This window comes from Rhizobium sp. ZPR4 (genome assembly GCF_040215725.1).
GTDB classification, from domain to species: Bacteria; Pseudomonadota; Alphaproteobacteria; order Rhizobiales; family Rhizobiaceae; genus Rhizobium; species Rhizobium rhizogenes_D.
Map to the genome: position 1 here is coordinate 758270 of NZ_CP157968.1, position 25182 is coordinate 783451.

Genomic DNA, 25182 nt, shown 5'->3' on the forward strand with positions numbered 1-25182 from the left:
TGCCATGACGACATCGAAAAGCTACGTGCAAAGACTTGGTCTTGTCTCAATCGCTCTCATGAGTGCGTGCTGCCTGCCGCAGGCCGTGTCCGCTCAGGATGATCAGGCGAGCGGCCGGTCATTCGTCGACAATTTCGAGCATCTGGATACCAGCCGCTGGTATATCTCCGATGGCTGGAACAATGGAGCGTATCAGAATTGCACCTGGTCGAGAAAACAGGTGAGCGTCAAGGACGGAGCGCTGCAACTGCAGTTCACCCAGTCCAAGACCGGCGATCGCAATTATGCTTGCGGCGAAATCCAGACGATGAAACGTTACGGCTATGGCACCTACGAGGCGCGTTACCGCACAGCCAAGGGGCCTGGTCTCAACTCTGCCTTCTTCACTTATATCGGCCCGACCGACAAGAAGCCGCATGACGAAATCGATTTCGAAGTGCTCGGCAAGAATCCCGGCCAGGTTCAGGTCAACCAATATATTTCGGCCAAGGGCGGCAACGAAAAGCTGGTACCGGTTTCCGGTGGTGCCGACCAGGGCTTCAACGATTATGCCTTCGTCTGGGAGAAGGATCGTCTGCGCTATTACGTGAACGGCAAGCTCGTTCAGGAAGTCACCGATCCTTCGAAGATACCGACGAATGCCCAGAAGATCTTCTTCAGCCTCTGGGGCACCGATACGCTCAGTGGTTGGATGGGCAAATTCGCCTACGGCGGCGAGCCGGCAACCATGGAGATCAAGCGCGTCGCCTTCACTGCGCCGGGAGAGAAGTGCCTGTTCCCGGAATCGATCACCTGCAAGCTCGATTAAACACGGCCGGCTGCGTGGCATCCCTCGCGGCCGGTTGCAATGCACCATGCAACACCAACCACACGAGGTGCCCGGTCCTGACCGGGCGCAAAAGCGGAAATTTTGATGCTGCATATACTGTACTTCGTTCATGATCTTGCCGACCCGGCCGTGCGCAGGCGGGTGCTGATGCTGCAGGCCGGCGGGGCACTCGTGACGCTCGCGGGTTTCCGGCGCGATGACAATGCGCTGGCTGCCATCCATGGTGTCGAGCCGATCGAGCTCGGCAAGACGCAGGATGCCCAATTTGCGCAGCGTATCGCGGCGGTGGCCAGATCGGCGGCGAAACTGCGTGGTGCGCTGCGCTCGGTCGCAAGGCCGGACCTCATCATCGGCCGCAATCTCGAAATGCTGGCACTGGCCAATCGCGCCAAGTCCGTTTTCGGCGGCGATATGCCGATCGTCTATGAGTGCCTCGATATCCATCGGCTGTTGCTGCGCGACGATGTGGTGGGCAGTGCGCTTCGCAGTGCGGAGCGTCATTTCGGCTCGCAAGCGTCATTGCTGGTGACCAGTTCGCCAGCCTTCATCGAACGTTATTTCCGCCCGCGCTCCGGGCTCAATGTGCCGGTCATGCTGCTCGAAAACAAGGTGCTGGCGCTTGAGCCTGCGGCGCGCACCTTCGCATCGGCCGCAAGGCCGCCGGCTGCGGGCAAGCCATGGAAGATAGGCTGGTTCGGCGCCCTTCGCTGCCGCAAGTCGTTGGCGTTGCTCGATCAATTCTCTCGCCGGATGGATGGTCGTTTCGAGATCGTCCTGCGGGGCCGACCGGCTTATTCCGAGTTCGACGATTTCGATCGCACCGTCCGCGATGCACCCTTCATGCATTTTGCCGGCGCCTACAAGAACCCTGAGGATCTCTCGGCGATCTATGGCGAAGTCCAGTTTTCCTGGGCCATCGACTTCTTCGAAGAAGGCCTGAACTCCAGCTGGCTGCTGCCGAACCGCCTTTATGAAGGCGGCCTTTACGGCACCGTGCCGATCGCGATCAAGGGTACCGAGACAGCGAGATTCCTCACGAGCCGAAGGATCGGGCTTACGCTCGACGAGGCTGATGCCGAGCATCTCGCGGCGCTTTTGGGTGAGATGGACACGAAGCGCTACCTCGCCGCTTTCGAGGCCGTGGCATCCCAGGATCACAAGCAATGGATGATGGATCGCACCGACTGTCAGGGACTGGTGCAGCGGCTGGCCTCGCTGACGCGCGCCAATGAGCAGATTGCCGAAATACAGGCCCTCCCACAACTGCATCGCAATAGAGGTGGATTGCAATGACGACCGAAAGTTCAGGGGATATGCGTTGCATAATCGTTATTCCTTGCCTCAACGAGGAAAAGCATATCGAGCCGCTGATCGAAAAGCTCGGGCAGGCTCTGGACGAACTCGACGCCAGGATCGTGGTGGCTGATGGCGGCAGCACCGATCGCACGCGCGAGATCGTTCGGGATATAGCGCTGACAGATCCGCGCGTTCTATTGCTCGATAATCCGAAACGACTGCAGAGCGCGGCGATCAATCTCGCCATCGAGACGTTCGGCGACGATCATGAGTATTTCATCCGTATCGACGCCCATGGGGACTACCCGGACGATTACTGCCAGACGCTGGTGCAAGAGGCTGGCGCGACGGGCGCGGATTCCATCGTCGTTGCCATGCGCACCATGGGCTTCAGCGCCTTCCAGAAGGCAACGGCCGTCGCCCAGAACTCCAAGCTCGGCAATGGCGGCTCCAAGCATCGCGAGGGTGCCAAGGGTCACTGGGCCGAACACGGGCACCATGCGCTGATGCGCGTTGCCGCCTTCCGCGCCGTCGGCGGTTATGACGAAACCTTCAGCCATAACGAGGATGCCGAGCTGGATTATCGGCTGAACAAGGCGGGGTATCGGATCTGGCTGACCGACAAGACGGCCATGACCTACTATCCGCGTTCCAGCGTGCCGACGCTCTTCAAGCAGTATCTCGGCTATGGCCGCGGCCGCGCGCGTAATATTCTCAAGCATCGCAGCATGCCGAGCGTGCGCCAGATGCTGCCGCTTGCGGTCGTGCCGATTTTCATTGGTGCCTTCCTGGCCGTCCTCAACTGGATTGCTGTTATTCCGGTTGGTCTATGGGCCGTGGCCTGCATTGCCTATGGCTTCTGGATCGCTCTCGGCCAGAAGAACCCTTACGGCCCGCTGGCTGCAATTTCCGCCATGGTCATGCATTTCGCCTGGTCCATGGGCTTCTGGATGGAAGTCTTCAGCTTCCGCAATCGCAGGATCGCGTCATGACACAAGTCCATCGACGCCCGACAAAGATAGACATCGCGGTCTGCACCTATCGGCGGGCAGAGCTCGATCAGACGCTGCTGTCACTTGCCGTGCTCAGCATCCCCACAGGCGCGATCATCCGGATCATCGTCGCCGACAATGATGTAACGCCGAGTGCGCGGGGCCGCGTCGACGCCATGCGTTCGGCCGTGCCCTTCGAGATCGTCTATGTCCATTGCCCGGCATCGAACATCTCGATCGCCCGCAATGCCTGCCTGGAGCATGCGAGCGGCGATTTCCTCGCCTTTATCGATGACGACGAAACGGCCTCGGAAGACTGGCTGAGCGAAATGATCATCATGGCCGACACGACCGGCGCCGACGCCGTTCTCGGGCCCGTGCAGGCGGTCTATGCGAATGTCGCTCCGACCTGGATGCAGCACGGCGATTTCCATTCGACTTTGCCGGTCTGGGTCGCAGGAGAAATCCTGACCGGCTACACCTGCAATGTGTTGCTGCGCCGTGGCGCGCCTTCGCTTGCCGGTCGACGCTTCAATATCGCGCTCGGACGCAGCGGCGGCGAAGACACCGAGTTCTTCACCCATATGCACAAGGCGGGCGGCAGGATCGCCTACGCAGCGGATGCGCTCGTCTACGAACCCGTCCCGAACAAGCGGGCGACCGTTTCGTGGCTCTCCAAGCGCCGGTATCGCATGGGCCAGACGCATGGTCGTATGCTGCTGGAAGCCAAAGGTGGCTTCGGGCGTTGGAGCGCGATCGCGCTTGCGGGTACGAAATCCGCTTATTGCTTTACTGCCGCCGCGCTGCTTTCCGCGTCCCCCATCAAGCGTCATCGCTACGGTCTGCGCGGCATCATGCATGCCGGCGTCGTCAGCGGTCTCTTTGGAGTTCGCGAAATCGAACAATACGGAAATCTGGAGAAGGCACCGCAATGACGGATTTCATCCCTGATGTCAGCTTCGTCATCGCTGCCTATAATGCCGAGGAAACGCTCGAGCGTGCCATCGACAGTGCGCTGGCACAAGGCGCCGTCAGCATGGAAGTGATCGTCGTCGACGATTGCTCGAGCGATGGTACGCGCGAGATTGCCGGTAACCATCCCGATCCGCGGGTGCGCCTTGTCGCCATGGCCCGCAACGGCGGTCCAGGTGCTGCCCGCAATGCCGGGCTCGATGCGGCCCGCGGCCGCTGGGTGGCTGTGCTCGATTCCGACGATGCCCTTCGTCCGGATCGTATGGCCCGCCTGATCGCCAGGGCGGAAAAGGTCGAGGCGCAGATCGCGGTCGACAATCTCGATGTCATCCGCGAGGACGCGGGCACCATGTTGCCGATGTTCCCGGAGCCGATGCTGGCGCGCATGCCGACGCTGACGCTGGCAAAATTCATCGCCTCGAACATGATTTTCCAGTCGGAGCACAATTTCGGTTACATGAAGCCGGTCTTTGAGCGAGCCTTCGTCGAGAAGCATCGGCTGCGCTTCGATGAGAGCCTGCGGATCGGCGAGGATTACATTTTCCTTGCTTCCGCCCTTGCTCGTGGCGGCGTCTGCGTCGTCGAGCCGACCGTCGGCTACCTATATTATATTCGCGATGGGTCGATCTCGCGTGTTCTCAGACAAGACCATGTCGAGGCCATGCTTGCCGCAGACACCAGATTCTTCGCCGAACATCCCTTCGGGGCTGCCGCCCTTGCCGCACAACGGCGACGCACGCGCAATCTGAAGGACGTCATCGCATTCCTGAAGCTGGTCGACAGCATCAAGGAGCGCGAACTGCAGGCGATGCTCAAGATCGCATGCCTCAACCCGCGGGCGGTGCGCCATCTCAGCATGCCGATCTTTGCGCGTTTTCGTCGGTTGGCCGCATCTCTGCGGAGCGGTCGCCAGCCGTCGCCTACCTCTTCACTTTCCTCCCCCCTGCCCAATATGGGCGCAGGCCCTCACTCTAACAAAGGATAGAGCCATGGACCCCAAACATCGTGTGAGAAAAGCAGTCATCCCGGTTGCCGGCAATGGAACGCGCTTCCTGCCCGCCACCAAGGCGATGCCAAAGGAGATGCTGACGATCGTCGATCGGCCAGTCGTGCAATATGCCGTCGATGAAGCCATCGAAGCCGGCATCGAGCACATCGTCTTCGTCACCAGCCGTAACAAGTCGGCAATCGAGGACCATTTCGATGACACGCCGGAGCTGATTTCCTCGCTGCAGCGGGCGGGCAAAAGCCACCAGGTCAGCGAGCTGGAACGCCTTCTGCCGCGGCCGGGCGCCGTCAGCTTCACTCGCCAGCAGGCTCCGCTCGGCCTCGGCCACGCCGTCTGGTGCGCCCGCGACCTGATCGGCAACGAGCCCTTCGCGCTGCTTTTGCCCGACATGCTCTGCTACGGCATGCGCGGCTGCATGGCCGGCCTGATGGATCTCTATAATGAGACCGGTGGCAATATCGTCGCCGTCGAGGAATGCGCTCCGGAAGAAACTTCGAAATACGGCATCATCGGCAAGGGCGAGTCCGTGCGCCATGGCTTTGCCGTGACCAAAATGGTCGAGAAGCCGCATCCATCCGAGGCGCCTTCAAACTTTTACCTCAATGGCCGTTATATTCTGCAGCCCGAGATATTCGATATTCTGGCCCGTCAGGAGCGCGGTGCCGGTAACGAGATCCAGTTGACCGACGGCATGCTGCGCCTCTCCGAGACGCAATCCTTCCATGCCCAGGTCTATAACGGACGCACGTTCGACTGCGGGTCCAAGCACGGCTTCATCGAAGCGAACGTCGCCTTCGCGCTCGCTCGCTCCGATATCGGCGGCTTGGTCTATGACTCGATCCGCAACCTGGTCGTCTCGCACGAAGCGCAGATGACCGCCGCTTAAGCCTGTCACATTGTGGCCTGCGGCCGAAAAGGCCGCAGGCCATGGCTATTGTTCATTCGGGCTTCTCCGACAAGGTGGTCGCCATGCATCAGAAGAACTTCACTTTCCACAGCGCTCTTCCGCAAGCAGAGTCGCAGGATAGCTTTATCGATCTCGACCGGCTGATGGCCGTCGTGATCCGGCGCATCCGCACCATCATTTTCGCCGTGGCCGCTTTTGTCATTCTGGCCGTTGCTTATCTGCTCACTGCAACGTCGAGCTACACCTCGATGACGCAGATATTGCTCGACGAAACCATGACGAAATATGCTGAGGACCAGCCGCCGGCGGCGAGCAGTCAGCAGGCGGACATGGAAATCGCCAGCGCGGTCGAAATCCTCAAATCGAACGAGATGGCGCTGCGCGTCGTCGACACGGCCGGCCTTGCGGACAACAATACGTTGCTCAATCCGCCGGTGTCTCCGGCGGCGTTGCTCAAATCCGGCGTCAGCCTGATCGTCAGCGTCTTCACGCCCGGTCGCCCGCCGATGACACCGGAAGAGCAGCGTGAGGCTCAGCGCCAGAAGGTTGCTGCCGTTCTGCAGGATAATCTGAAGGTCGAGCGCGTCACGCGAAGCTCGGTCGTTGCCGTCTCCTTCACCTCGACGGACAAGCGCCTTGCCGCCAAGGTTACGAGCGCTTATGCCGACGCTTATCTGACCGACCAGCTGAACGCCAATTTCGACGCGACCGAACGCGCTTCCGTCTGGCTGCAGGAACGCTTGAATGACTTGCGCCAGCGCGCCCAGGAGGCTTCGCTCGAAGTCGAGAAATACAAGGCCGACAATGGGTTGACGTCAACGGGCGGCGAACTGATGTCGGAACAGCAGATTTCCGACCTGAACAAGCAGCTGATCATCGCCCAGGCCGATACGGCGAGCGCATCCGCCCGCTACAATCAATATAAGTCGATCATTGATCAAGGCCCCGACAACGCCGTCAAGAACGCGACCATCTCGTCGAGCACGACCGACAACTCGGTGCTGCAGGATCTGAAGACGAAATATCTCGCTGTCGAAAAGCGCGAGCAGGACGTCACGCAGAACTTCGGCGCCGACCATCCGCAAGCCGTTGCGCTTCGCGCCGAGCGGCAGGATATCACGCGGCAGATCTATCAGGAGCTCCAGCAGCTCACCGCCAGCTACAAGAACGAATATGATGTTGCGGAGTCGCGTGCGGAATCGCTGCGCGAAAGCATCGACAAGGTCGTCGGCAAGAATTCCGAAGCCAACAAGTCGCTGGTTCATCTGAATGAGCTGAACCAGAAGGCATCCGCGCTGAAGACGCTTTATGAATCCTATCTTGGCCGGTTCGAACAGGCGACCCAGCAGCGCTCGTTCCCCATCGCCAAGGCTCGCGTCATATCGGTCGCTGGCGTACCGACGGCGCCGTCCAGCCCGAAGAAGACGCTTGTCATGGCACTTTCGGTCATTCTTGGCCTGATGGTCGGCTGCGGTGTCGCCGCGTTCCAGGAGTTCCGTGATCGCTTCTTCCGCGTCGAGGCCGACGTGCGGGCTGCTCTCGGATTGAAGTTCCTGGGCTATCTGCCGCTGCTCGGTCAGCAGAGCAAGAATAAGAAGAAGTCGCGCAAGGCCGATGCCGGAACGGAACCGATGACGGCGGAAGAGGGAGAAAACGGCGTCGCCTTCGAGCGCATGATGCGCATCTCCGTCGAAGCGCCGCGCTCGATCTTCGCCGAGACCTTGAGGAACGCGAAGCTTGCCAGCGACGTGATGCTGCAGGGCCGCGCCGACCGCGTCATCGGCGTCGTCTCGGCACTGCCGGGCGAAGGCAAGTCGACGACGGCTGCCAACTTTGCCGCCCTGCTTGCGAGCAGCGGCAAGCGCACGCTGCTCATCGATGCCGACTTGCGCAACCCGGGCCTCAGCCGGACGCTGAAGACGCCGCCGCAGGCCGGCCTGATCGAGGCTGTGCTTGGCGAGGTGCCCTGGACGAATGCCGTGAAGGTCGATCCGCGCACCAAGCTTGCCATTCTCCCGGTCGCCGTGCGCGATCATCTGCTGCACACCAGCGAGCTTCTGTCCTCGCAGGGCATGCAGCATCTGATGGAAAATGCGCGCAAGATGTTCGATTACATCATCGTCGATCTTGCACCGCTAGGCCCTGTCATCGATGCGAAGGCCTTTGCGCCACAGGTCGATGCCTTCCTGCTGGTGACCGAATGGGGTGCAACACCGACCAATCTGGTGCGTGATGTTCTGGAACAGGAGCCGCAGATCAATTCGCGCATCCTCGGCGTTATCCTCAACAAGACGGACATGTCGGAATTGCCGCGCTACAGCGACTTCGGTGGAACGGAGCGCTACCGGCAGAAATATGTGAGCTACTACACCGAGGCACAGCCGCGCGCCCAGGTGGACGCCTAGCTGGCCGATGCCTTACCGGCCTTGAGCCGGGCTCTCGCCAGGGCATGTTCGCGCCAGATCGTGAATATGCCCGCCGCAACGACAATGAGCGCGCCCAGGATCATGGGCGCGCTTAATTTTTCGCCGAATATCGTGACGCCGATAATGGCGGAGAAGACGAGCTGCAAATAGGTCAGGGGCTGGATGACCACCGCGTCAAGCATGTCATAGGCGCGGATGAGGAAATAATGGCTCGAAACGCCGGTCAGGCAGAGAATGCCCATGAAGATCCAGTCATGTGGCGCAAGCGGTGTCCAGAAGAACGGCCCGATGCAGGTCATGGCGATCGCACCCACCACGCCTGTATAGAAGAAGCTGGTCATGGCTCCGTCCTCGCGGCTGACATAGCGCGTCAGGACGACATAGAGCGAAAATAGCAATGCGCCGAAAAGCGGCACCAGGAACCGCGCATCGAAGACGCCGCTTTCCGGCTTCAGGATCAACAGCACGCCGATGAAGCCGAAACAGATCGCCAGCCATCGCCGCCAGCCGACCTTCTCGCCGAGGATCGGTATGGACAACAGGGCCACCATCAGCGGGCCGGATGAAAAGATCGCCTGCGAATGGGCAAGGCCGACGATGACGAAGGACGAGATGGCGACGACAATCTGTGTGGCGAGCAGCAGGCCTCGGGCAATCTGCAGGGTAGGGCGCTTGGTCCTGACATTGCGTCGCAAGCCGCCCGGTGCACGCGAAGCCATAGCGACGGCAAAAAGCATGAAAGCCCAATAGCGAATCATCGCCACCAGAAGCGGCGGATAGGCGCTGACAAGGTGCTTGGAGATGCCGTCCTGTATGGCGAATATGCTGATTGCCAACAGCGTGAAGACGTAACCGGTACTATTGGATTTCATGGCTTTCGAAGGAAGAAGATGTGCGAGGCGCCGGGACTCGGCACCGCATTCACATTAGGTCATTCATCGGTTCAATCATAGGCTTCATGCTTGCGATTTGGCCCACTCGCAAAGCCACATCAGCCCTTTTTGCGATCCGCGATGAAAGCCGTGAAACCATCGATGAAAGCCGCAAGATTGTGTTTCACTTTCTCGTCGACGATCGCCCCGTTCGCGTCGAAGACACTGCCGGCACGTGACACCATCAGCCGGCCGCCGAACCAGGCTTCGGCGCCGAGCGTGCGCAAGACCGTCAGCCAGGCGTTCTGGCTGAGGATGGTGCCGAAATTGCCGGGCGAAGCGCCGAGAACCGCGATCGGCTTTCCGCCAAAGACCTGGGCGATGTCGGTGGAGGGGCGGCTCATCCAGTCGATGGCGTTCTTGAAGACGCCAGGGAGCGAATTGTTGTATTCCGGCGTAAACAGGATCAGCCCATCAGCTGAAATGGCGAGGTCCTTGAGTTCCTGCACTTTTTCCGGGATGCCATCCGCCGCCTCGAGATCGGCGTCGTAAAGCGGTACGCCGTGAATGGTGCGGGCGATCAGCTCGACGCCGTTTGGCGCCAATTCGACGGCCGCGTGTAGCAGGGCCGTGTTGAAGGAGCCTTTCCGCAGGCTGCCCGATATGCCGAGTATCTTCATCGCTTCCCCCATTTGCCGTGATGGGAAGACATTTATGCTTTGTCGTCCTTCGTCAAGGCCTGAGGGAATCTTATGCAGGGAGGAGAGACTTCAGCTCGACGGATCATGCCGCCCGGACCGCATGATCCGGATGGGCTCGGGCGGTGACGCCCGATCAACGCGGAAGCCGATACTGGAAACTGTCGACATCACTCGCCCTGTTGAGCCGCTCGGTTTCGGTTGCAGCTCTCGAGGAAAGCATAGCCTATGTCACGGTGTCAGCTCTGTTGAGTAGTCCGCGGGCAACTCACCCGCCCGCTCAGTCATGCGAATGCGTTTCAAGATGATCTGCGCCATCGCCTGATGGGATGATGTGCAGGTTCCCGAAACGCACGCCGCGCTGCGTCACGACGCTGTCGGCAAAGGTCTTTATCTCGTCCACCTTCCCTTTCAGCACGGAGACTTCGAGGCAATCTTGCCCATCGATGTGAACATGAAGCGTCGAGACTGAAAGATCGTGGTGATCGTGTTGCGCCGTCGTCAGCCGGCGCGACAGGTCGCGGGTCTCGTGTTCATAGACATAGGCAAGGGCTGCGTAGCATCTCGCTTCGCCGTCTATGGTCGGTTGCGCGCGGGTCACAGCATCGCGGACGAGATCGCGCAAGGTTTCCGAGCGGCTTGCATAGCCGCGCTGGGCACTGATCTTGTCGATCGTCTCCAGAAGATCGTCATCAATGGTGATAGTAATGCGCTGCATTTCCTGATCCTCTTTTGCCCCGCGGCTTGCCGCGGTCGACTAGAGGAAATTTCGAGAAGATTTGCAACGGCGCCCAGCGCTATTGCCGGCCGCGGAAACGGCGCTGATAGGTGGGGTCATAGAGCGAACTTTCGCGGAAATCGCTGGCGGAAAGCGACGGCCCGACGAAGATCAGGGCGGTGCGCTCGATCGGATCGGCGGCCACCTGCGCTTCGATCGTGGCAAGCGTGCCTCGAATGATCCGCTCATCAGGCCAGGAAGCCTTGACGACGATCGCGACCGGGCAATCGGGGCCATAGAGCGGTGTCAGGTCCTCGACCACTTCTTTGAGCGCGTGGATTGCCAGATGGATGGCAAGTGTGGCTCCAGTCGCACCGAATTTCTCCAGCGTCTCGTTGTTCGGCATGGGCGAGGCACGACCGGACACGCGGGTCAGGACAAGGCTTTGAGCCACTGCCGGGATGGTCAGCTCACGTCCAAGCGCCGAAGCGGCCGCGGCGAAAGCGGGAACGCCGGGGGTCAACGTATAATCAATGTCATGCTGCTCGAGCCTGCGGATCTGTTCGGCGACCGCGCTCCAGACCGAGAGATCGCCGGAATGCAGGCGCGCGACATCCTCGCCGGCGGCGGCCGCTTTCAGATACTCCGCCTCGATCTCGTCGAGCGACATCGGCGCGGTATCGATGATGCGGGCGCCGGGCGGGCAATATTGCAGCAGTTCCGGCGAAACGATCGAGCCGGCATAAAGGCAGACCGGGCACTTGCCGATCAGATCCCGGCCACGCACCGTGATCAGGTCGGCGGCACCGGGGCCTGCGCCAATGAAATGCACTGTCATCGCTCTACCTCATTCTGAATTATGGCTTTACCCACGACCATTGCGTCACCGGCATGGCTGGCCGCCAGCCGGTCATGCGGCCGACGGGTGCGGCGCGCGCAATGTCGATGCGGATCAGTGAGCCGCCTCGGCGTGCCTGTTCGGCCAGCAGCAGCGCTTCCATTTCGGTGGTGACGGCATTGGCAACGAGCCTGCCGCCGCTTTTCAGCTGGCCGATCGCGGCCTCCAGCACGCCAGCGTCGCTGCCGCCTCCGCCGATGAAGATCGCATCCGGTGCCGCAAGACCGGAAAGAGCCGCCGGTGCCTCGCCTTCGACGATGATCAGGCCCGGCACGCCGAAATTTGCGACATTGCGACGGATACGCGCCGCGCGCTCAGGCGATGCTTCGATGGCAATGGCACGCAGCGAGGGATCGGCCAGCATCCATTCGATGCCGATCGAACCGGAACCGGCTCCGATATCCCAGAGCAACTCGCCATGGCGCGGCGCAAGCGCCGACAACGTGATTGCGCGGATCTCCCGCTTGGTGATCTGGCCGTCATGCTCGAAAAGCTCGTCGGCCAAGCCGGCGCTGAGCGACAAAATCCGAGCACCGGCGTCCGCTTTGACCTCGACTGCGCAGATGTTCAGATCATTGATGCCGGAGAGAGTGAAATCGGCCGCAGTGTGCCGGGAAACCTTCTCATGCGGACCGCCAAGCGCTTCCAGAACCGTAAGCTTGGAAGGGCCGAAGCCTGAGCCTTGCAGCAAGGCGGCCAATTCGGCGGGGCCTTTGCCATCGGATGTCAGCGCCAGGATCTTGCGGCCGGGATGCAGATGCGGCCGGATCAGACCGATCGGCCGCCCGTGGAGCGAGAGAACCGTCGTTTCCTGCAAGGGCCAGCCGAGGCGCGATGCGGCAAGGCTGAAGGAGGAAGGCGCCGGAATGACGATCATTTCAGAAGCCGGAATGCGTCGTGAAAGTGTCACCCCGACGCCGTAGAAGAAGGGATCACCGGAGGCGAGAACCACCGTCGGCTTGCCTTGGCGGGCGAGCACCGCCTCGACTGATTTTTCGAATGGTGAAAGCCAAGCGTGTGCTTCACCTGTTATCAATGAACCCATCAACTCGAGGTGGCGCATGCCGCCAAAGACAATTGATGCTTCGGCAAGCAGCCGCTTGGCTTCGTCGCCGAGCCCGGCTGGACCGTCCTCGCCGATGCCGATAAGAGTGAGCCAGCGTTGAATTGAAGGTGTCTCAGCCATGGGCAAGGCCCGCATTCTGATCCTGGGCGGTACGACGGAGGCCCGCGCGCTGGCAACGTCGCTCGCCTCTCGCGGAGATCTCGAGGTCGTTCTGTCGCTTGCCGGCAGAACCGCCGATCCGGCCCCGCAGCCCATTCCGGTGCGCAGCGGCGGTTTCGGCGGCGCCGAGGGGCTTGCTCGCTATGTCCGTGATGAAGCGATCGATCTGGTGATCGACGCCACCCATCCCTTCGCGGCCCGCATTTCCGCCAATGCCGCGCAGGCGGCTGCTGAATGTGCCGTGACCGCCTTTGCCTTGCGTCGTCCGGCCTGGGTGCCGGTCGAAGGCGATAACTGGCTCTCGGTGCATAGCGTTTCGCAGGCTATCGCCGCGCTCGGCGCAGCGCCCTTGCGCGTTTTCCTCGCAACCGGCCGGCAGGAGGCGCATCAGGCGAACGCGGCGCCGCAGCACCTTTACTGGGTTCGCAGCGTCGATCCCGTCGAGCCGCCGCTGACGGTGCCTCATGTCAGCTATATCCACAGCCGGGGGCCGTTCCGACTGGCTGATGAACTCGACATGCTGCAACACCATCAGATCGAGGTCGTCATCGCCAAGAACAGCGGCGGCGACGCGACTTACGGCAAGATCGAGGCCGCAAGGCATCTCGGCATCAAGGTGATCATGGTCGAGCGCGCGGAGACCGCCGGCCTGCCGGTGGTCGAAACGGTGGACGCTGCGCTCGATCGGATCGATCATTTCGTCTCTTCCCTAATGAAGCGCGGCGTATAGACGAGATCCGGGCGCCCTTCGCGGGCAATGACGCGGGTCTCGGCGGAGCCGATGATGACGCAGGTTGCCATATCGGCTTGCGAAGCTTCGGCATCGGCAAGCCGTGTCACCGTCATGCGTTCGTCGGGCCGGCCGGCGGCGCGGCCGAAAATGATCGGCGTATCAGCAGGCAAAATGTCACGGACGATTTCGAAAGCCTTGCCGAGTTGCCAGGGCCGCGCCTTGCTGATCGGATTGTAAAGCGCGATCACGAAGCCTGCCTCAGCGACCGCACGAAGCCGGTTTTCGATGAGCGGCCAGGGTTTTAGATTGTCCGACAGTGAGATTGCGCAAAAATCGTGCCCGAGAGGGGCGCCGATGCGCGCAGCGACCGCAAGCATGGCCGTAATACCGGGCACGACGATCAGGTCTACCGTGCGCCATTCCGCCGGGCCGTGATCGATCGCCTCGCAGATGGCTGCCGCCATGGCAAAGACGCCCGGATCGCCGCCGGAGACGACGCAGACGTTGACGCCGGCAGCAGCCCGCTGCAACGCTACCTTGGCGCGATCCAATTCCTCGCGATTGTCGGATGCCTGACGGATCTGGTCGTCGCGCAGTGTCACGCGGTCGAGATAAGGACCGTAACCATAGAATTCATGGGAATCCGCGACAGCAGCCAGCGCCTCCGGCGTCGTCTGCTCAGGCTTGCCGGGGCCGGTGCCGATCACATAGAGACGCCCGCTCATGGCCTGTTTTCCCAACCGGGGACGAGAACCAGCGAGAAATAGGGTGCCTCGGCATCGTCGCGGCTTGCAAGCGGCGTCATGGCGCCGTTTGCCATCGTGCCCCGCTCGACGTAGATCGCTTCCTCCAGCCGGCCGGCAGCATCAAGCGCGCGGCGGATTTTTGGCAGGTTGCGGCCGACTTTCATGATGACGGCGGCCTGCGTATCGCCCAGGCGGCGGGTAAGCTCGGCTTCCGCCATCGTTCCCGGCAGCACCGAGAGAACGTCGTCTCCCTGCACCATCGGCAATCCGGCGAGCGACCAGCAGCCCGACATGGCCGTCACGCCGGGTATGACTTCGGTCGGGAAACGATCGGCAAGGCGCACATGCAGATGCATATAGGAGCCGTAAAAGAGCGGATCGCCCTCGCTGAGCACGGCAACCGTCTTTCCCTCACGCAGATGCGCTGCCACCATTTCGGCTGAAGCATCGTAGAAGGCGGTAATCTGACTAAGGTACTCCGGCGCGTCCTTATCGATCTCGGTCGTGACCGGATAGTAGAGCGGCAGCAGTTTTACGTCTGTTCTCATAAACTCGCCGACGATGGCCTTGCCGTTGCCGCCTCTGCCCTGCTTGGCAAAGTAGGCGACGACATCGGCGCGTTCGAGAGCCTTGACAGCCTTGACCGTCAGCAGTTCGGGATCGCCAGGGCCGGTGCCGAGGCCGATCAGCTGTCCATTGGATGGCGCGCTCATAGGCCCGGCCTCGCCAAGGCATTGAGGGCGGCGGCCGTCATGGCACTGCCGCCAAGCCTGCCGCGCACGATGGCAAAGGGAACGCCGTAGGAGTTTTCGGTGAGCGCATCCTTCGATTCCGCCGCGCCAACGAAGCCGACGGGCATGCCGATGATGGCAGCAGGCTTCGGCGCACCGTCACGCAACATTTCCAAAAGGTGAAAGAGGGCCGTCGGCGCATTGCCGATGGCGACGATCGAGCCGGCAAGGCGATCGGTCCAAAGATGCATGGCGGCAGCCGAACGTGTATTGCCGATCGACTTGGCGATCTCGGCCGTACGCGGGTCCTGCAAGGTGCAGATCACCTCGTTGGCAGCCGGCAGGCGGCCACGGGTCACGCCGCGAGCGACCATTTCCGCATCGCAGAAGATCGGCGCACCGTCAGTCAGCGCCTTGCGGGCGGATGCGACGAAATCGGGGGAGAACAGGAAGTGCTCCGCCGCCTCCACCAATCCGCAGGCATGGATCATGCGGACTGCGACATCGGCCTCGGCTTCGGGGAAACGCTGGAGATCGGCTTCGCTGCGGATGATCGCGAAGGAGCGTTCATAGATCGCATCTCCCTCGCGGATATAGTCATAGTCAGGCATTTCTATCCCTGTCGTAAAGCCGTCGCGATTGCGTCCCGGCCGAGCCGTTTAAGACACTGCTGCGCCGATTCGCCAGCAGCTTTGTTGTTTCGTACCAGTTCTCCGAGCGCAGCCAGCGCTGATTTCAGGCCTTCCTTGTGGATGTAAGCCACCGGCTCTGATGATGATGACCCATTTACGACAATAGCATAGCCTGTTGCAGCACCGACGATGGTCAGCATTGTCGGGGACGGGTGGGCGCAGCCCTTTGTGCAGCCGGACAGATGGACTTTGAGCGATCCGTCAAGCAGTTCGGCTCCGACATCGACCAGATCGGCGGCCGCCTGTTTCGTTGCATAGTAGGCCGAGGCGCACGCGCCGGCGCCGGCGCAGGGGATTGCATAATTTGCCGGATCGTCGGCCCGCGTCTGGAGGCCGCAATCGGCTGCCACGGCGAGGATGTCGTCTATGCGATCGCCTGGAAGCCCGAGCAACAGCAGGCTGTGCTCCGGTCCCGTCCGAATTTCGAGCACTCCGGCCAGTTCGGCTACGTCGAGAAAGCGGACGAGCTCTTGCGCCTGGATCTGACCGAAGGCTGGGCGCAGGCCGAGGGCCGAATGCTGCTTGTCGAGCGGGATGACGCCGACAGGAGAGGTCGATAGAACGCGTTCGGGGCGTGAGAAACCGTGAACGGCAGGAAACTGCGCCTGCAGCGAGGCAATGTCCAGATCGCGACCACGGGCGCGGGGTCCGATTGCGGTCAAGGTTTTGAGCAGTGTGATGACACCGGCGATCGCCTCTTCGCCGGGCAAGGCGGCAAGTGGTACAGCTGTCGCGTCGGTTCCGGCGATGGCGAGCGTCCAAAACTCTCGGCCATCGGTGGCATGGGTGGCTTTCAGTCGGATATCCGCTGTCAGTTCGTCGAGTGTGAGCCGACCGCTGCCGTCGACGATAATGGCGAGCTTGGCGGCCAGCAGCGGCTTGGGATGAAGGGAATCGACTGCGTTGCGCAGGCGTTCAGCGAGCCCGCGTGCATCAGCGATCTCCGACGGATCGATGCCGCTGAGCGGCGGGACTTCGATCGCGACGCCGCTCTCCGGCACGATGCCGGCGCGATCGATATCGGCGGCCAGCCCAGCCATGCTTTGCGGCGTCATGCCGCGCAGCTGAAAATTGCCGCGCGCGGTGATCTCGATTAGGCCGTTGCCGTGCTTTTCTGTAGCCTCGGCCAAGGCGCGCAACTGCGCAACCGTCAGGCCTGGCGTCGATGGCCGCAGGCGAACGAGCAAACCGTCGCCCGTCTGCATCGGCGCGCTCAGGGAGGGACAGGCGCCGCGAACCATGGAGGGTACGGGCGATGCAACGTCATCGTGACCGGCCTCTCCTTGCGAGAGGCACGCTTGTCCCTTTACCGTCTGCGCGTCAGCCGCAACCATAAGACTGCCCTTCATAAGGGACATTTCCTTGCATAAACCGGATCGGCGGGCAAACGATTTGGCATTTGGCTTTTATGCAAGATCGTCGAAATCCTGCCCCTTGCGCATGAGGTAGATATCCATGATCCACCCATGCCGGGCGCGGGCCTCTGCCCGAGCAGTAAGAATCTGCTCGGAAACGTCGGCAAGCCTGCCGGCGATGGCGATCTCGTCCTTGGTGCCGAGATAGGCTCCCCAATAGATATAGGCATCGGGGTCGTCGATCTTGCTGAAGGCCTGCTCGCCATCGAGCATGACCACGGCCGTTTCGACAACGCCCGGAAAGCTCTCGGCGAGCCGCCGGCCTGTCGTGATCTGGACCGGCTTGCCTACGAGGTTGAGCGGGATGCGATGGCTTGCCGTCAACGCCTGGATGCTGGTGATGCCGGGAATGACGCTATAATCGAGGGCAACATTCCCCCGACCGACGACGCGCTCGAGAATGCGCAACGTGCTGTCGTAAAGGCCCGGATCTCCCCAGACCAGAAAGGCGGCGCTCTGGCTTTCTGTCAGCTGCTCCAGAAACAGCCGTTCATAGGTCGTGGAAATCGCCTCATGCCATTCGTCGACGCTCTGCACATAGCTGCGATCCGCCGTCTGGCGTGAGGGCACGTCATAGCTAACGAAGCGTGTCGCTTTATTTGTGACATAGCGCTCGCAGATCTCCTTGCGGACATCGGCGAGTTCGGCCTTGGCCGCACCTTTGCTGGGGATGAGAATGACATCGGCTGCATTCAGCGCATTGATCGCCTGCACGGTCAGATGTTCGGGATTTCCCGTGCCGATACCGACGATGTGGATATGCCGCATATGCTTGCCCTCGCTCTTCAGCGCTGTTTGCCGGAAGCGCTCGGCCATTTCAAGAGCAGACGTTCAAGCAGATGGTCGGTCGAAGGTCCAGCGGCTGGCCATATAGCTACGCGGCGAGGTGCCGAGCATGCGGCGGAACATGGTGGTGAAGGCGGCCACGCTCTCATAGCCTGCTTCGAGCGCGACATTGGTGACGGGCTGGCCTTCGGCGAGCTGCGGCAGGCAGGCAAAGACGCTCGCCTGCTGCCGCCATGTCGTGAAGCTGATACCGGTTTCCTTGCGGAACTGCCTGGTGAAGGTGCGGCGGCTCACCGAAAGCTTCTCGGCCCAGTCGTCCAATCTCGCATTGGGCGATGGATTGGCGAGATAGTCGCGGCAGAGCGCGGTCAATCGCCGGTCTGAGGGGAAGGGGAGGCCGAGCGGACGTACCGGCAGGGTTGCTATCTCCTCGACGAGCAGAGACAGCACCAACTTGGCCTTGCGATGGCCGACAGGCGCTTCCCGCAGCCGAATGGCCTCCAGCAACAGACTGCGGGCGAGATCCGTCACCTCAACGACGCGCGGCGCTTCATCCTTCGGCGGCTGGCCGCGCGGCGTTACGTAGACCGATTTCATGCTGACATCGCTGAGGATTTCGATCGAATGCTCCATTCCGACCGGGATGAAGAGAGCGTGGCCGGGCGGCACCATCCAGCGGCCTCGCGCCGTCATGATCAGCGCGACGCCAGAAAAGATACAGAGCAATTGCGTGCGGCGGTGATGGTGCCAGGGAACGGTGTAGCCCTGTGGCGGCTCGGCACTGTGAACGAGCACATCGGCAGGCGACTCCTCCATCCAGCGGATGTTACGAACATGGTCGTCGTCGAGGGTTGCCAGCAACTGTTTCGATAGCTTTTCCATTTTGGCCCAATCGAGAAACTATTGGACCAAAACACGAAAGAAGGACACACGCAAGGCGTGTTAAAGGCGGATTAAGTCATATGCTTGGCAAACCTGCCGGCACAGGAAGGATTCTCCGTCATGGTCGCGGAAGTTTTGGGCACGCAGGCCCGGTATCAAAAGACGACGATGTCGATCGTTATGGCCGTCAGCACATGCCACCTGCTGAACGACACAATGCAGTCGCTTTTGACATCGCTCTACCCGATGTTCAGAGAGAATTACGCGCTCGATTTCGTGCAGATCGGCCTGTTGACGATGATGTTTCAGATCACCGCATCGCTGCTGCAGCCGGTGGTCGGCATCGTCACCGACAAATGGCCGATGCCTTATTCGTTGCCGGTCGGTATGGTCAGCACCTTCCTGGGCTTGCTGCTGCTTGGTTACGCCGGCAGCTTTGGAATGCTGCTGGTGGCCGCAAGCCTGATCGGCTTCGGCTCAGCCGTCTTCCATCCGGAGGCATCGCGCGTTGCCCGTCTGGCGTCGGGCGGCCGCCACGGCCTGGCGCAATCGCTTTTCCAGCTCGGCGGCAATGCCGGTTCGGCGATCGGGCCGCTGATCGCTGCATTCTTTGTCCTGCAGCATGGCCAGAAGAGTGTGGCATGGCTTTCCGTGCTTGCCGTTATCGGCTTTATCGTTCTGAGCTGGGTCGGCACCTGGTTCATCAATCACCGACGCCAGCAATCGGCGCGCCCCGCGCCGAGCCGTACCTTGCCGATCGCGCGCAGCAAGGCGATGTGGGCGCTTGCGATCCTCATCCTGCTGACAGCGACGAAGAACGTCTACATGGCCAGTATTTCGAGCTATTTCACCTTTTACGTCATCGACAAGTTCCATCTCGATGTCCGTGACGCGCAGCTGATGCTGTTCCTCTTCCTCGGCTCTGTTGCCGTTGGAACGATCATGGGCGGTCCGGTGGGCGATCGTCTGGGTGCGCGCTTCGTGATCTGGTTCTCGATCCTCGGCGTCATCCCGTTTGCGCTGCTGATGCCCTATGCGGATCTGTTCTGGACCTGCGTGCTGACCGTCATCATCGGCCTCGTGCTGGCTTCGGCCTTCCCGGCGATCGTAGTCTTTGCGCAAGAGCTTATCCCCGGTCGCGTTGGCCTCATCGGCGGGATATTCTTCGGCTTTGCCTTCGGCGCGGGCGGCCTTGGCGCGGCCTGGCTCGGCGATTTCGCCGATGTGCGCGGCATCTCCTTCGTCTACACGATCTGCTCGTATCTGCCGCTGCTGGGATTGTTCACGATCTTCCTGCCACGAATCCCACGGCATTGATCGAAATCGGCGGGCAATCAGCCCGCCTTTTTCTTGAGCGCTTATGCGCAAGCCTGCTTGTCAGGCATAGCGGCTGATGGCGAGGTCGGTTGCGTCGATATCGGGCTTACGGCCGCTGACGAGATCGCTGATGACGCGTGCCGAGCCGGAGCTCATGGTCCATCCAAGTGTGCCGTGGCCGGTATTGAGGAACAATCCCTTGATCTTCGTCGGTCCGATGACCGGCGTGCCATCCGGTGTCATCGGCCGCAGTCCCGACCAGAAGGAAGCCTTGGCGACGTCACCGCCGGGAAAGAGATCGGTGACGGAATGCTCGAGCGTCTGGCGCCGTGCAAGGCCGAGATCATTGGTATAGCCGGAGATTTCAGCCATGCCGCCGACGCGGATGCGATCGCCAAGCCGGGTGATTGCGATCTTGTAGGTCTCGTCCATAACGGTCGATTCCGGCGCACGCGAGGCATCGGTGATCGGGATCGTCAGCGAGTAACCCTTGACCGGATAGACGGAGAGGCTGATGCCGAGCGGCTTCAGCAAAAGCGGCGAATAGCTGCCGAGCGCGACGACGATCGCATCGGCGTCCATGCGCCCACGGTCGGTCATGACGGCGCGCACCTGCCCGCCCTGAACGTCGAGCCCCTTGATCGTCGTGCCATACTGGAAATTCACGCCGAGCTCGACAGCCTTGGCCGCAAGGGCATTGGTGAACTTGAAGCAATCACCGGTCTCGTCCTTCGGCGTCAGCAGCCCGCCGACGATCTTGCCGCGCACATGCGTGAGTGCCGGCTCGACGCGAATGCAGCCGTCGGGATCGAGTACCTCATAGGGAATGCCGTCGGCCGCTAGGGCCTTGACGTCCTTGGCCGATGCATCGAGTTGCTGTTGCGTGCGGAAGAGCTGCAGCGTGCCCTGCATACGTTCGTCATAGGCGATGCCGGTCTCTTCGCGAACCTCAGCCAGCGAAATACGGCTGTAATCGGCAAGGCGGAGCATCCGGCTCTTGTTGATCGCATAGCGTTCCGAGGTGCAGTTCGACAGCATCTTGACAAGCCATGACAGCATGGCGCCATCAACCTTCGGGCGCAGGATGAGCGGCGCGTGGTGCATGAACAGCCACTTGATCGCCTTCATCGGAATGCCGGGAGCAGCCCAGGGCGAGCAGTAGCCAAACGAGACTTCGCCGGCATTGGCAAAACTCGTTTCCAGCGCCGGCCCCTGCTGCCGGTCGATGACCGTGACTTCGTGGCCCGCCTTGGCGAGCTGATAGGCTGACGTCACGCCGATGATGCCGGCACCCAGAACGACGACTTTCATGATGTCCTCAGAGAATTGAACTTTGGAGGGTCAGCGATATTGACGTTGGAAGCGGTGGCCGAGACTGGTCAGGATTTCATAGGAAATCAAGCCGGCATCTCGCGCAAGATCATCCAGGGTCTGATGATCTCCGAGAACTTCCACCATGCTTCCGAAGGAGAGAGTGCCTTCGGGTAAAGCGCTGATATCGATTGTTGTGCTGTCCATCGACACGCGGCCGACGATCGGCAGGCGCACGCCGTTATAGTAGACCGCGCCGCGATCGCTGAGGCTGCGTGGAAGGCCGTCGGCATAGCCGGCGGCGATCGTCGCGAGCCGGGTCTGGCCCTTCGTCACATGTCCGCCGCCATAGCCGACGCGGGCACCTTCCGGAACGGTTCGGGTCTGCACCACGGCGGAATCAAGCCTGACGACGGCTTCCATGGGGTTGGCAACGCCGCTTGTCGGGGCGCCGCCGTAAAGAGCGATCCCTGGCCGCGCCAGCACACCATGGAAATCTCCGCCGAGGAAGATGCCGCCGGAATTTGCGAATGAAACATCGTACTGCGGAAATTCCGCTGCGACGCGGCGCATTTCGGCAAGCTGGTCGGCATTTTGTCCGCTGCCGCCCTCGTCTGCGGAGGCGAGGTGGCTCATGATGAAGAGGACGTCGGTGTCGTCCGATGTCTGCAGATGAGCAGCGACGGCGCTTCTGTCTTCCGGCGGGACACCCAGTCGTGACATGCCGGTATCGAATTGCAGAACCGCAGGCAGCCTGCGCTGAAGAGACCGCGCCGTCTCCGACCATTGCTGCAGCTGATCGAGCGAATTGATGACAGGCACGATGCCGCCGTCGGCGCAGGTGGCCTCATTGCCGGGCAGCAGGCCGTTCAGCACGAAGATCGTTGCGTCGCCGGGCAATTGCGGACGCAACCGCAGCGCCTCGATGAAGTGGGCGACGAAGAAGTGCCGGCAACCGCGCGCATAGAGCGCTTTCGATACTTGGCTGGCGCCAAGCCCATAGGAATCTGCTTTGACGACGGCGGCCGTCTTCGCCGGCGCGACGATGGCGGATAGCTTCTCGTAATTCCGGCACAGCGCAGCCAGATCGATCGTCAGATAACCACATGCTCCGCTGTCGACCGCCAATTTCAGCGCTCGGGAATCTACTATGCCGCCGTTCATGTCCGCCCTCGTCTTTCAAAACAAGAGTATTGAAAGGATCGTGAAATTGCTCGCCAAATAGTGATTGATTATTGTGTAATTGCATTGATATTGAAACGATCTGCGAATTTTTGAAAGAATCCACATGGCCGCTCTCGATGCGATCGATCGCAATATCCTCCGCCTGCTTCGCCTCGACGCCCGCGTCAGTAATGCCAGGCTGGCAAGCGAGGTGGGGCTGTCGCCATCGGCCTGCCTGCGGCGGATCAAATTGATGGAGCAGGCGGGCGTGATCCGGGGCTATACGGCACTGGTGGACACCTCCCAGGCGGAGGCATCGATCGCCGTCATCATCAACATCACGCTCGAGCGGCAGACGGAGGAACACCTCGATCGCTTCGAGGCGGCGGTACGCAAGCACCCCGAGATCAAGGAATGTTTTCTGATGACGGGCGGCTCCGACTATTTGCTGCGCGTCGAGGTCGCCAATCCCGGCGATTTCGAGCGCATCCATAAGGATATTCTGTCGACCATGCCGGGAGTGCTTCGGATCCATTCGAGTTTTTCGATCCGCAATGTGCTGGCGACGCGGCCGAAGGGCATGCGTTGAATAGGCCAATATTGCTTCGGTACAGGGCGCAGTATTACTCTTCTGCCGTATTGTGGCTTTGATCCCAGCCGATGCCCGCCGCGGCATCCACCTCGCAGATCAAGCCGCTTGGCTCGTAACGGACTTGGACCTTGCCGCTCAATTCCGCCGCCAGCAGGCTTTCGATCAAGCGGGAGCCGAAGCCCTTGCGGGTCGGGGCTTTGACGGCCGGCCCTCCCGATTCCTGCCAGCGCAGCTTGAGCCGGTCGGTCTCGCCCGTTTCCACGGACCAGGTGATCGCAACGCGGCCATCTGCCACCGAAAGCGCGCCGTACTTGGCGGCATTCGTCGCCAACTCATGCAATGCAAGCGATATGGAAACGACGGCTCTCGGCGCGAGCTTGATCGCCGGCCCGGAAATTTCGAACCTATCCTTCGGATAGGGTGAAAGTGCCTGGGCAATAACGGCGGTCAATTCCGCCTGCTCCCATTGGCCGTGGATCAACAGATCGTGGGCGCGCGCCATGGAGGAGAGCCGTGCCTCGAATGTCTCGACGGATGCCTTGTCCACGTCGTCTCGCCCGAGGGTCTGACGCGCGATGGCCATGACGGTCGCGAGCACATTCTTGACGCGATGATTGAGCTCACCCACCAGCACGGTCTGCAGGCGCTCCGCTTCCTTCTTGGCGCTGATGTCATGGGCGATTTTCGACGCCCCAATGATGCGGCCATACGCGTCGTAGATCGGAGAAACGCTGAGCAGCACATCGACAAGCTCGCCATTCTTTCGGCTGCGCTTGGTTTCGTAGGGTTCGACCTTCTGACCGGCGCGGATCTGGGCGAGGATCGCCGGTTCCTCTTCGCTGCGATCGTCCGGAACGAGCATCATGACCGAGTGGCCGATGGCCTCTTCGGCCGAATGGCCATAAAGCCTTTCGGCGCCGTTGTTCCAGCTGGTGATCACCATTTTGAGGTCGGTGCTGAGGATGGCATCGTCCGACGAGGCAATGATGGCCGCCAGCCGCCGCTCCACCTCCTGTACGCGTTTGCGTTCGCTGATATCGGTTATGACGCCGGCGACCCGCTCGATCCGTCCCGAACTGTCCCGCAGGCCGGAGACGGAGTTTGCCACCCAGACGAGGCTGCCATCTTTGCGGACATAGCGCTTTTCGATCTCGAAGCTTTCGCCTGTTGCCATCATCGTTTCGAACATGCGGTTGTTCTCGCGCAGATCGTCCGAATAGGTGATGTCATGCATCCGCATGCCGAGAAGCTCGGTCTCGGAATAGCCGACGATCTCGCAGAAGCGCTCGTTTACCAGAACGAAGCGGCCGTCCAGCTCGCATTGAGCAATCCCCGTTGCCGATTGCGAGATGACGGCGCGAAACCGCTCCTCGCTTTCGCGCAAGGCCCGCTCGGACCGGACACGTTCCGTCGTCTCGCTGACAATGCAGAAGACGCCCAGCGCTTTGCCGCCCGTATCGCGAACGGGCGAATAGGAAATGTCGAAGTAAACCGTTTCGGGGTAGCCGTAGCGCTCGATGTAGAAGGGGCGATCCTTGGCGACGACCGTCTGGCCGTCGTAAAGGACGGAGCGCAGAAGCGGCTCGAGGTCGCCCCAGAGTTCGGCCCAGTTTTCCTTTGCGGGATGCCCCAAGGCCTGCGGATGCTTGTCGCCGATCGTCGGTGCATAGGCGTCGTTGTAGAGAGCGACAAAATCCTCGCCCCAGAACAGGACGATCTGGGCTTGCGCAGAGAGTATGATATCGACGGCAACGGTCAGGCATGGGGGCCATGCCGATTTCGGGCCGAGACTGGTGGCCGCCCAGTCGAAGCCAGAGATAAGCACCGCCATCTCGTTGGTGTGACTTGCCAGTTCGGGCACGATATTCAGGATGCATCCTCTCTTGAGCGGCCGCAACCTGCAAGGATTGCCCCGTTCCGCCCATGCTTACGAGGATTCATAGCATATTCCCCGGCGTAAAGTGCAGAGAG

24 protein-coding genes are annotated in these 25182 nt (G+C 61.2%); 10 read left to right on the top strand and 14 right to left on the bottom strand.

The genetic code is table 11. The annotated features are described in order from the left end of the window. The first annotated feature begins 4 nt into the window (after positions 1–4). The 7 genes from ABOK31_RS23025 (at position 5) to ABOK31_RS23055 (ending at position 8410) form a co-directional block, all read left to right on the top strand. On the top strand, positions 5–808 hold the full coding sequence (locus tag ABOK31_RS23025; RefSeq protein WP_349961060.1) for a glycoside hydrolase family 16 protein: 804 nt from the start codon (positions 5–7) through the stop codon (positions 806–808). A gap of 105 nt (positions 809–913) precedes the next feature. Continuing rightward, the gene (locus ABOK31_RS23030) at positions 914–2122 is read left to right on the top strand and encodes a glycosyl transferase family 1 (protein ID WP_349961061.1); all 1209 of its coding nucleotides are present in this window, start codon (positions 914–916) and stop codon (positions 2120–2122) included. Continuing rightward, positions 2119–3117 (top strand): glycosyltransferase family 2 protein, encoded by a 999-nt coding sequence (locus ABOK31_RS23035; protein WP_349961063.1) that lies wholly within the window; start codon positions 2119–2121, stop codon positions 3115–3117. The genes ABOK31_RS23030 and ABOK31_RS23035 overlap by 4 nt, the downstream gene beginning before the upstream one ends. Next, positions 3114–4052 carry a glycosyltransferase family 2 protein gene (locus tag ABOK31_RS23040; RefSeq protein WP_349961065.1) on the top strand — a complete coding sequence of 313 codons (939 nt, stop codon included), beginning with the start codon at positions 3114–3116 and terminating at the stop codon, positions 4050–4052. Before ABOK31_RS23035 ends, ABOK31_RS23040 begins: the two co-directional genes overlap by 4 nt. Then, positions 4049–5074, top strand: coding sequence for a glycosyltransferase family 2 protein (locus ABOK31_RS23045; protein ID WP_349961066.1), 1026 nt, complete (start codon positions 4049–4051; stop codon positions 5072–5074). Before ABOK31_RS23040 ends, ABOK31_RS23045 begins: the two co-directional genes overlap by 4 nt. 4 nt (positions 5075–5078) lie before the next feature. Then, positions 5079–5984: a UTP--glucose-1-phosphate uridylyltransferase GalU gene (gene galU / locus ABOK31_RS23050; protein WP_075856115.1), complete on the top strand. Its 906-nt coding sequence runs from the start codon at positions 5079–5081 to the stop codon at positions 5982–5984. 83 nt (positions 5985–6067) lie between these two features. Then, positions 6068–8410, top strand: coding sequence for a polysaccharide biosynthesis tyrosine autokinase (locus tag ABOK31_RS23055; RefSeq protein WP_349961268.1), 2343 nt, complete (start codon positions 6068–6070; stop codon positions 8408–8410). Here the strand turns inward: ABOK31_RS23055 and ABOK31_RS23060 are convergent. The 5 genes from ABOK31_RS23060 to cbiE form a co-directional block, all read right to left on the bottom strand. Next, positions 8407–9303, bottom strand: a complete 897-nt coding sequence (locus ABOK31_RS23060) for a DMT family transporter (protein ID WP_349961068.1) — start codon at positions 9301–9303, stop codon at positions 8407–8409. The two genes, ABOK31_RS23055 and ABOK31_RS23060, sit on opposite strands and share 4 nt — an antisense overlap. 119 nt (positions 9304–9422) lie before the next feature. Beyond that, positions 9423–9983: an NADPH-dependent FMN reductase gene (locus ABOK31_RS23065; RefSeq protein ID WP_349961070.1), complete on the bottom strand. Its 561-nt coding sequence runs from the start codon at positions 9981–9983 to the stop codon at positions 9423–9425. A gap of 298 nt (positions 9984–10281) precedes the next feature. Beyond that, on the bottom strand, positions 10282–10719 hold the full coding sequence (gene nikR, locus ABOK31_RS23070) for a nickel-responsive transcriptional regulator NikR (protein ID WP_349961072.1): 438 nt from the start codon (positions 10717–10719) through the stop codon (positions 10282–10284). A 79-nt stretch (positions 10720–10798) separates the two neighbouring features. Next, positions 10799–11557 (bottom strand): precorrin-4 C(11)-methyltransferase, encoded by a 759-nt coding sequence (cobM, locus tag ABOK31_RS23075; protein WP_349961074.1) that lies wholly within the window; start codon positions 11555–11557, stop codon positions 10799–10801. Positions 11558–11576: 19 nt separating this feature from the next. Further along, positions 11577–12818 (bottom strand): precorrin-6y C5,15-methyltransferase (decarboxylating) subunit CbiE, encoded by a 1242-nt coding sequence (gene cbiE, locus ABOK31_RS23080; RefSeq protein ID WP_349961076.1) that lies wholly within the window; start codon positions 12816–12818, stop codon positions 11577–11579. Between cbiE and ABOK31_RS23085 the strand changes: the two genes are divergently transcribed. Continuing rightward, complete coding sequence (locus tag ABOK31_RS23085) at positions 12802–13572, top strand: cobalt-precorrin-6A reductase (protein ID WP_349961078.1); 771 nt, start codon at positions 12802–12804, stop codon at positions 13570–13572. The two genes, cbiE and ABOK31_RS23085, sit on opposite strands and share 17 nt — an antisense overlap. Here the strand turns inward: ABOK31_RS23085 and ABOK31_RS23090 are convergent. From ABOK31_RS23090 to ABOK31_RS23115, 6 genes are all read right to left on the bottom strand, one after another. After that, positions 13536–14300, bottom strand: coding sequence for a precorrin-3B C(17)-methyltransferase (locus tag ABOK31_RS23090; protein ID WP_349961081.1), 765 nt, complete (start codon positions 14298–14300; stop codon positions 13536–13538). The genes ABOK31_RS23085 and ABOK31_RS23090 overlap by 37 nt on opposite strands. Next, positions 14297–15034: a precorrin-2 C(20)-methyltransferase gene (locus tag ABOK31_RS23095; RefSeq protein ID WP_174181924.1), complete on the bottom strand. Its 738-nt coding sequence runs from the start codon at positions 15032–15034 to the stop codon at positions 14297–14299. Before ABOK31_RS23095 ends, ABOK31_RS23090 begins: the two co-directional genes overlap by 4 nt. Then, a complete protein-coding gene (locus tag ABOK31_RS23100) occupies positions 15031–15663 on the bottom strand; it encodes a precorrin-8X methylmutase (RefSeq protein WP_349961083.1) in 633 nt (210 codons plus the stop codon). Before ABOK31_RS23100 ends, ABOK31_RS23095 begins: the two co-directional genes overlap by 4 nt. Positions 15664–15665: 2 nt before the next feature. Beyond that, positions 15666–17093: a precorrin-3B synthase gene (gene cobG / locus ABOK31_RS23105; protein ID WP_349961085.1), complete on the bottom strand. Its 1428-nt coding sequence runs from the start codon at positions 17091–17093 to the stop codon at positions 15666–15668. 57 nt (positions 17094–17150) lie between these two features. Next, positions 17151–17927: a precorrin-6A synthase (deacetylating) gene (cobF, locus tag ABOK31_RS23110; RefSeq protein WP_349961269.1), complete on the bottom strand. Its 777-nt coding sequence runs from the start codon at positions 17925–17927 to the stop codon at positions 17151–17153. Positions 17928–17990: 63 nt separating this feature from the next. Then, entirely contained in the window at positions 17991–18827 is an 837-nt protein-coding gene (locus ABOK31_RS23115; RefSeq protein ID WP_174181930.1) for a helix-turn-helix transcriptional regulator, read from the bottom strand. A gap of 120 nt (positions 18828–18947) precedes the next feature. Between ABOK31_RS23115 and ABOK31_RS23120 the strand changes: the two genes are divergently transcribed. Further along, positions 18948–20144 (top strand): MFS transporter, encoded by a 1197-nt coding sequence (locus ABOK31_RS23120; RefSeq protein ID WP_349961087.1) that lies wholly within the window; start codon positions 18948–18950, stop codon positions 20142–20144. Between the two features lie 60 nt (positions 20145–20204). On the opposite strand, the gene ABOK31_RS23125 is transcribed toward ABOK31_RS23120, so the two are convergent. Together ABOK31_RS23125 and alr are read right to left on the bottom strand one after the other, a co-directional pair. Beyond that, complete coding sequence (locus ABOK31_RS23125; protein ID WP_349961088.1) at positions 20205–21455, bottom strand: D-amino acid dehydrogenase; 1251 nt, start codon at positions 21453–21455, stop codon at positions 20205–20207. Positions 21456–21485: 30 nt separating this feature from the next. Beyond that, positions 21486–22619 (bottom strand): alanine racemase, encoded by a 1134-nt coding sequence (gene alr / locus ABOK31_RS23130; protein ID WP_349961090.1) that lies wholly within the window; start codon positions 22617–22619, stop codon positions 21486–21488. Between the two features lie 124 nt (positions 22620–22743). Here alr and ABOK31_RS23135 point away from each other — a divergent pair, with 124 nt between their 5' ends. Further along, positions 22744–23208, top strand: a complete 465-nt coding sequence (locus ABOK31_RS23135; protein ID WP_349961092.1) for an Lrp/AsnC family transcriptional regulator — start codon at positions 22744–22746, stop codon at positions 23206–23208. Positions 23209–23242: 34 nt separating this feature from the next. Here the strand turns inward: ABOK31_RS23135 and ABOK31_RS23140 are convergent, their stop codons facing one another. After that, the gene (locus ABOK31_RS23140) at positions 23243–25042 is read right to left on the bottom strand and encodes a PAS domain S-box protein (protein WP_349961270.1); all 1800 of its coding nucleotides are present in this window, start codon (positions 25040–25042) and stop codon (positions 23243–23245) included. Positions 25043–25182 lie beyond the last annotated feature (140 nt).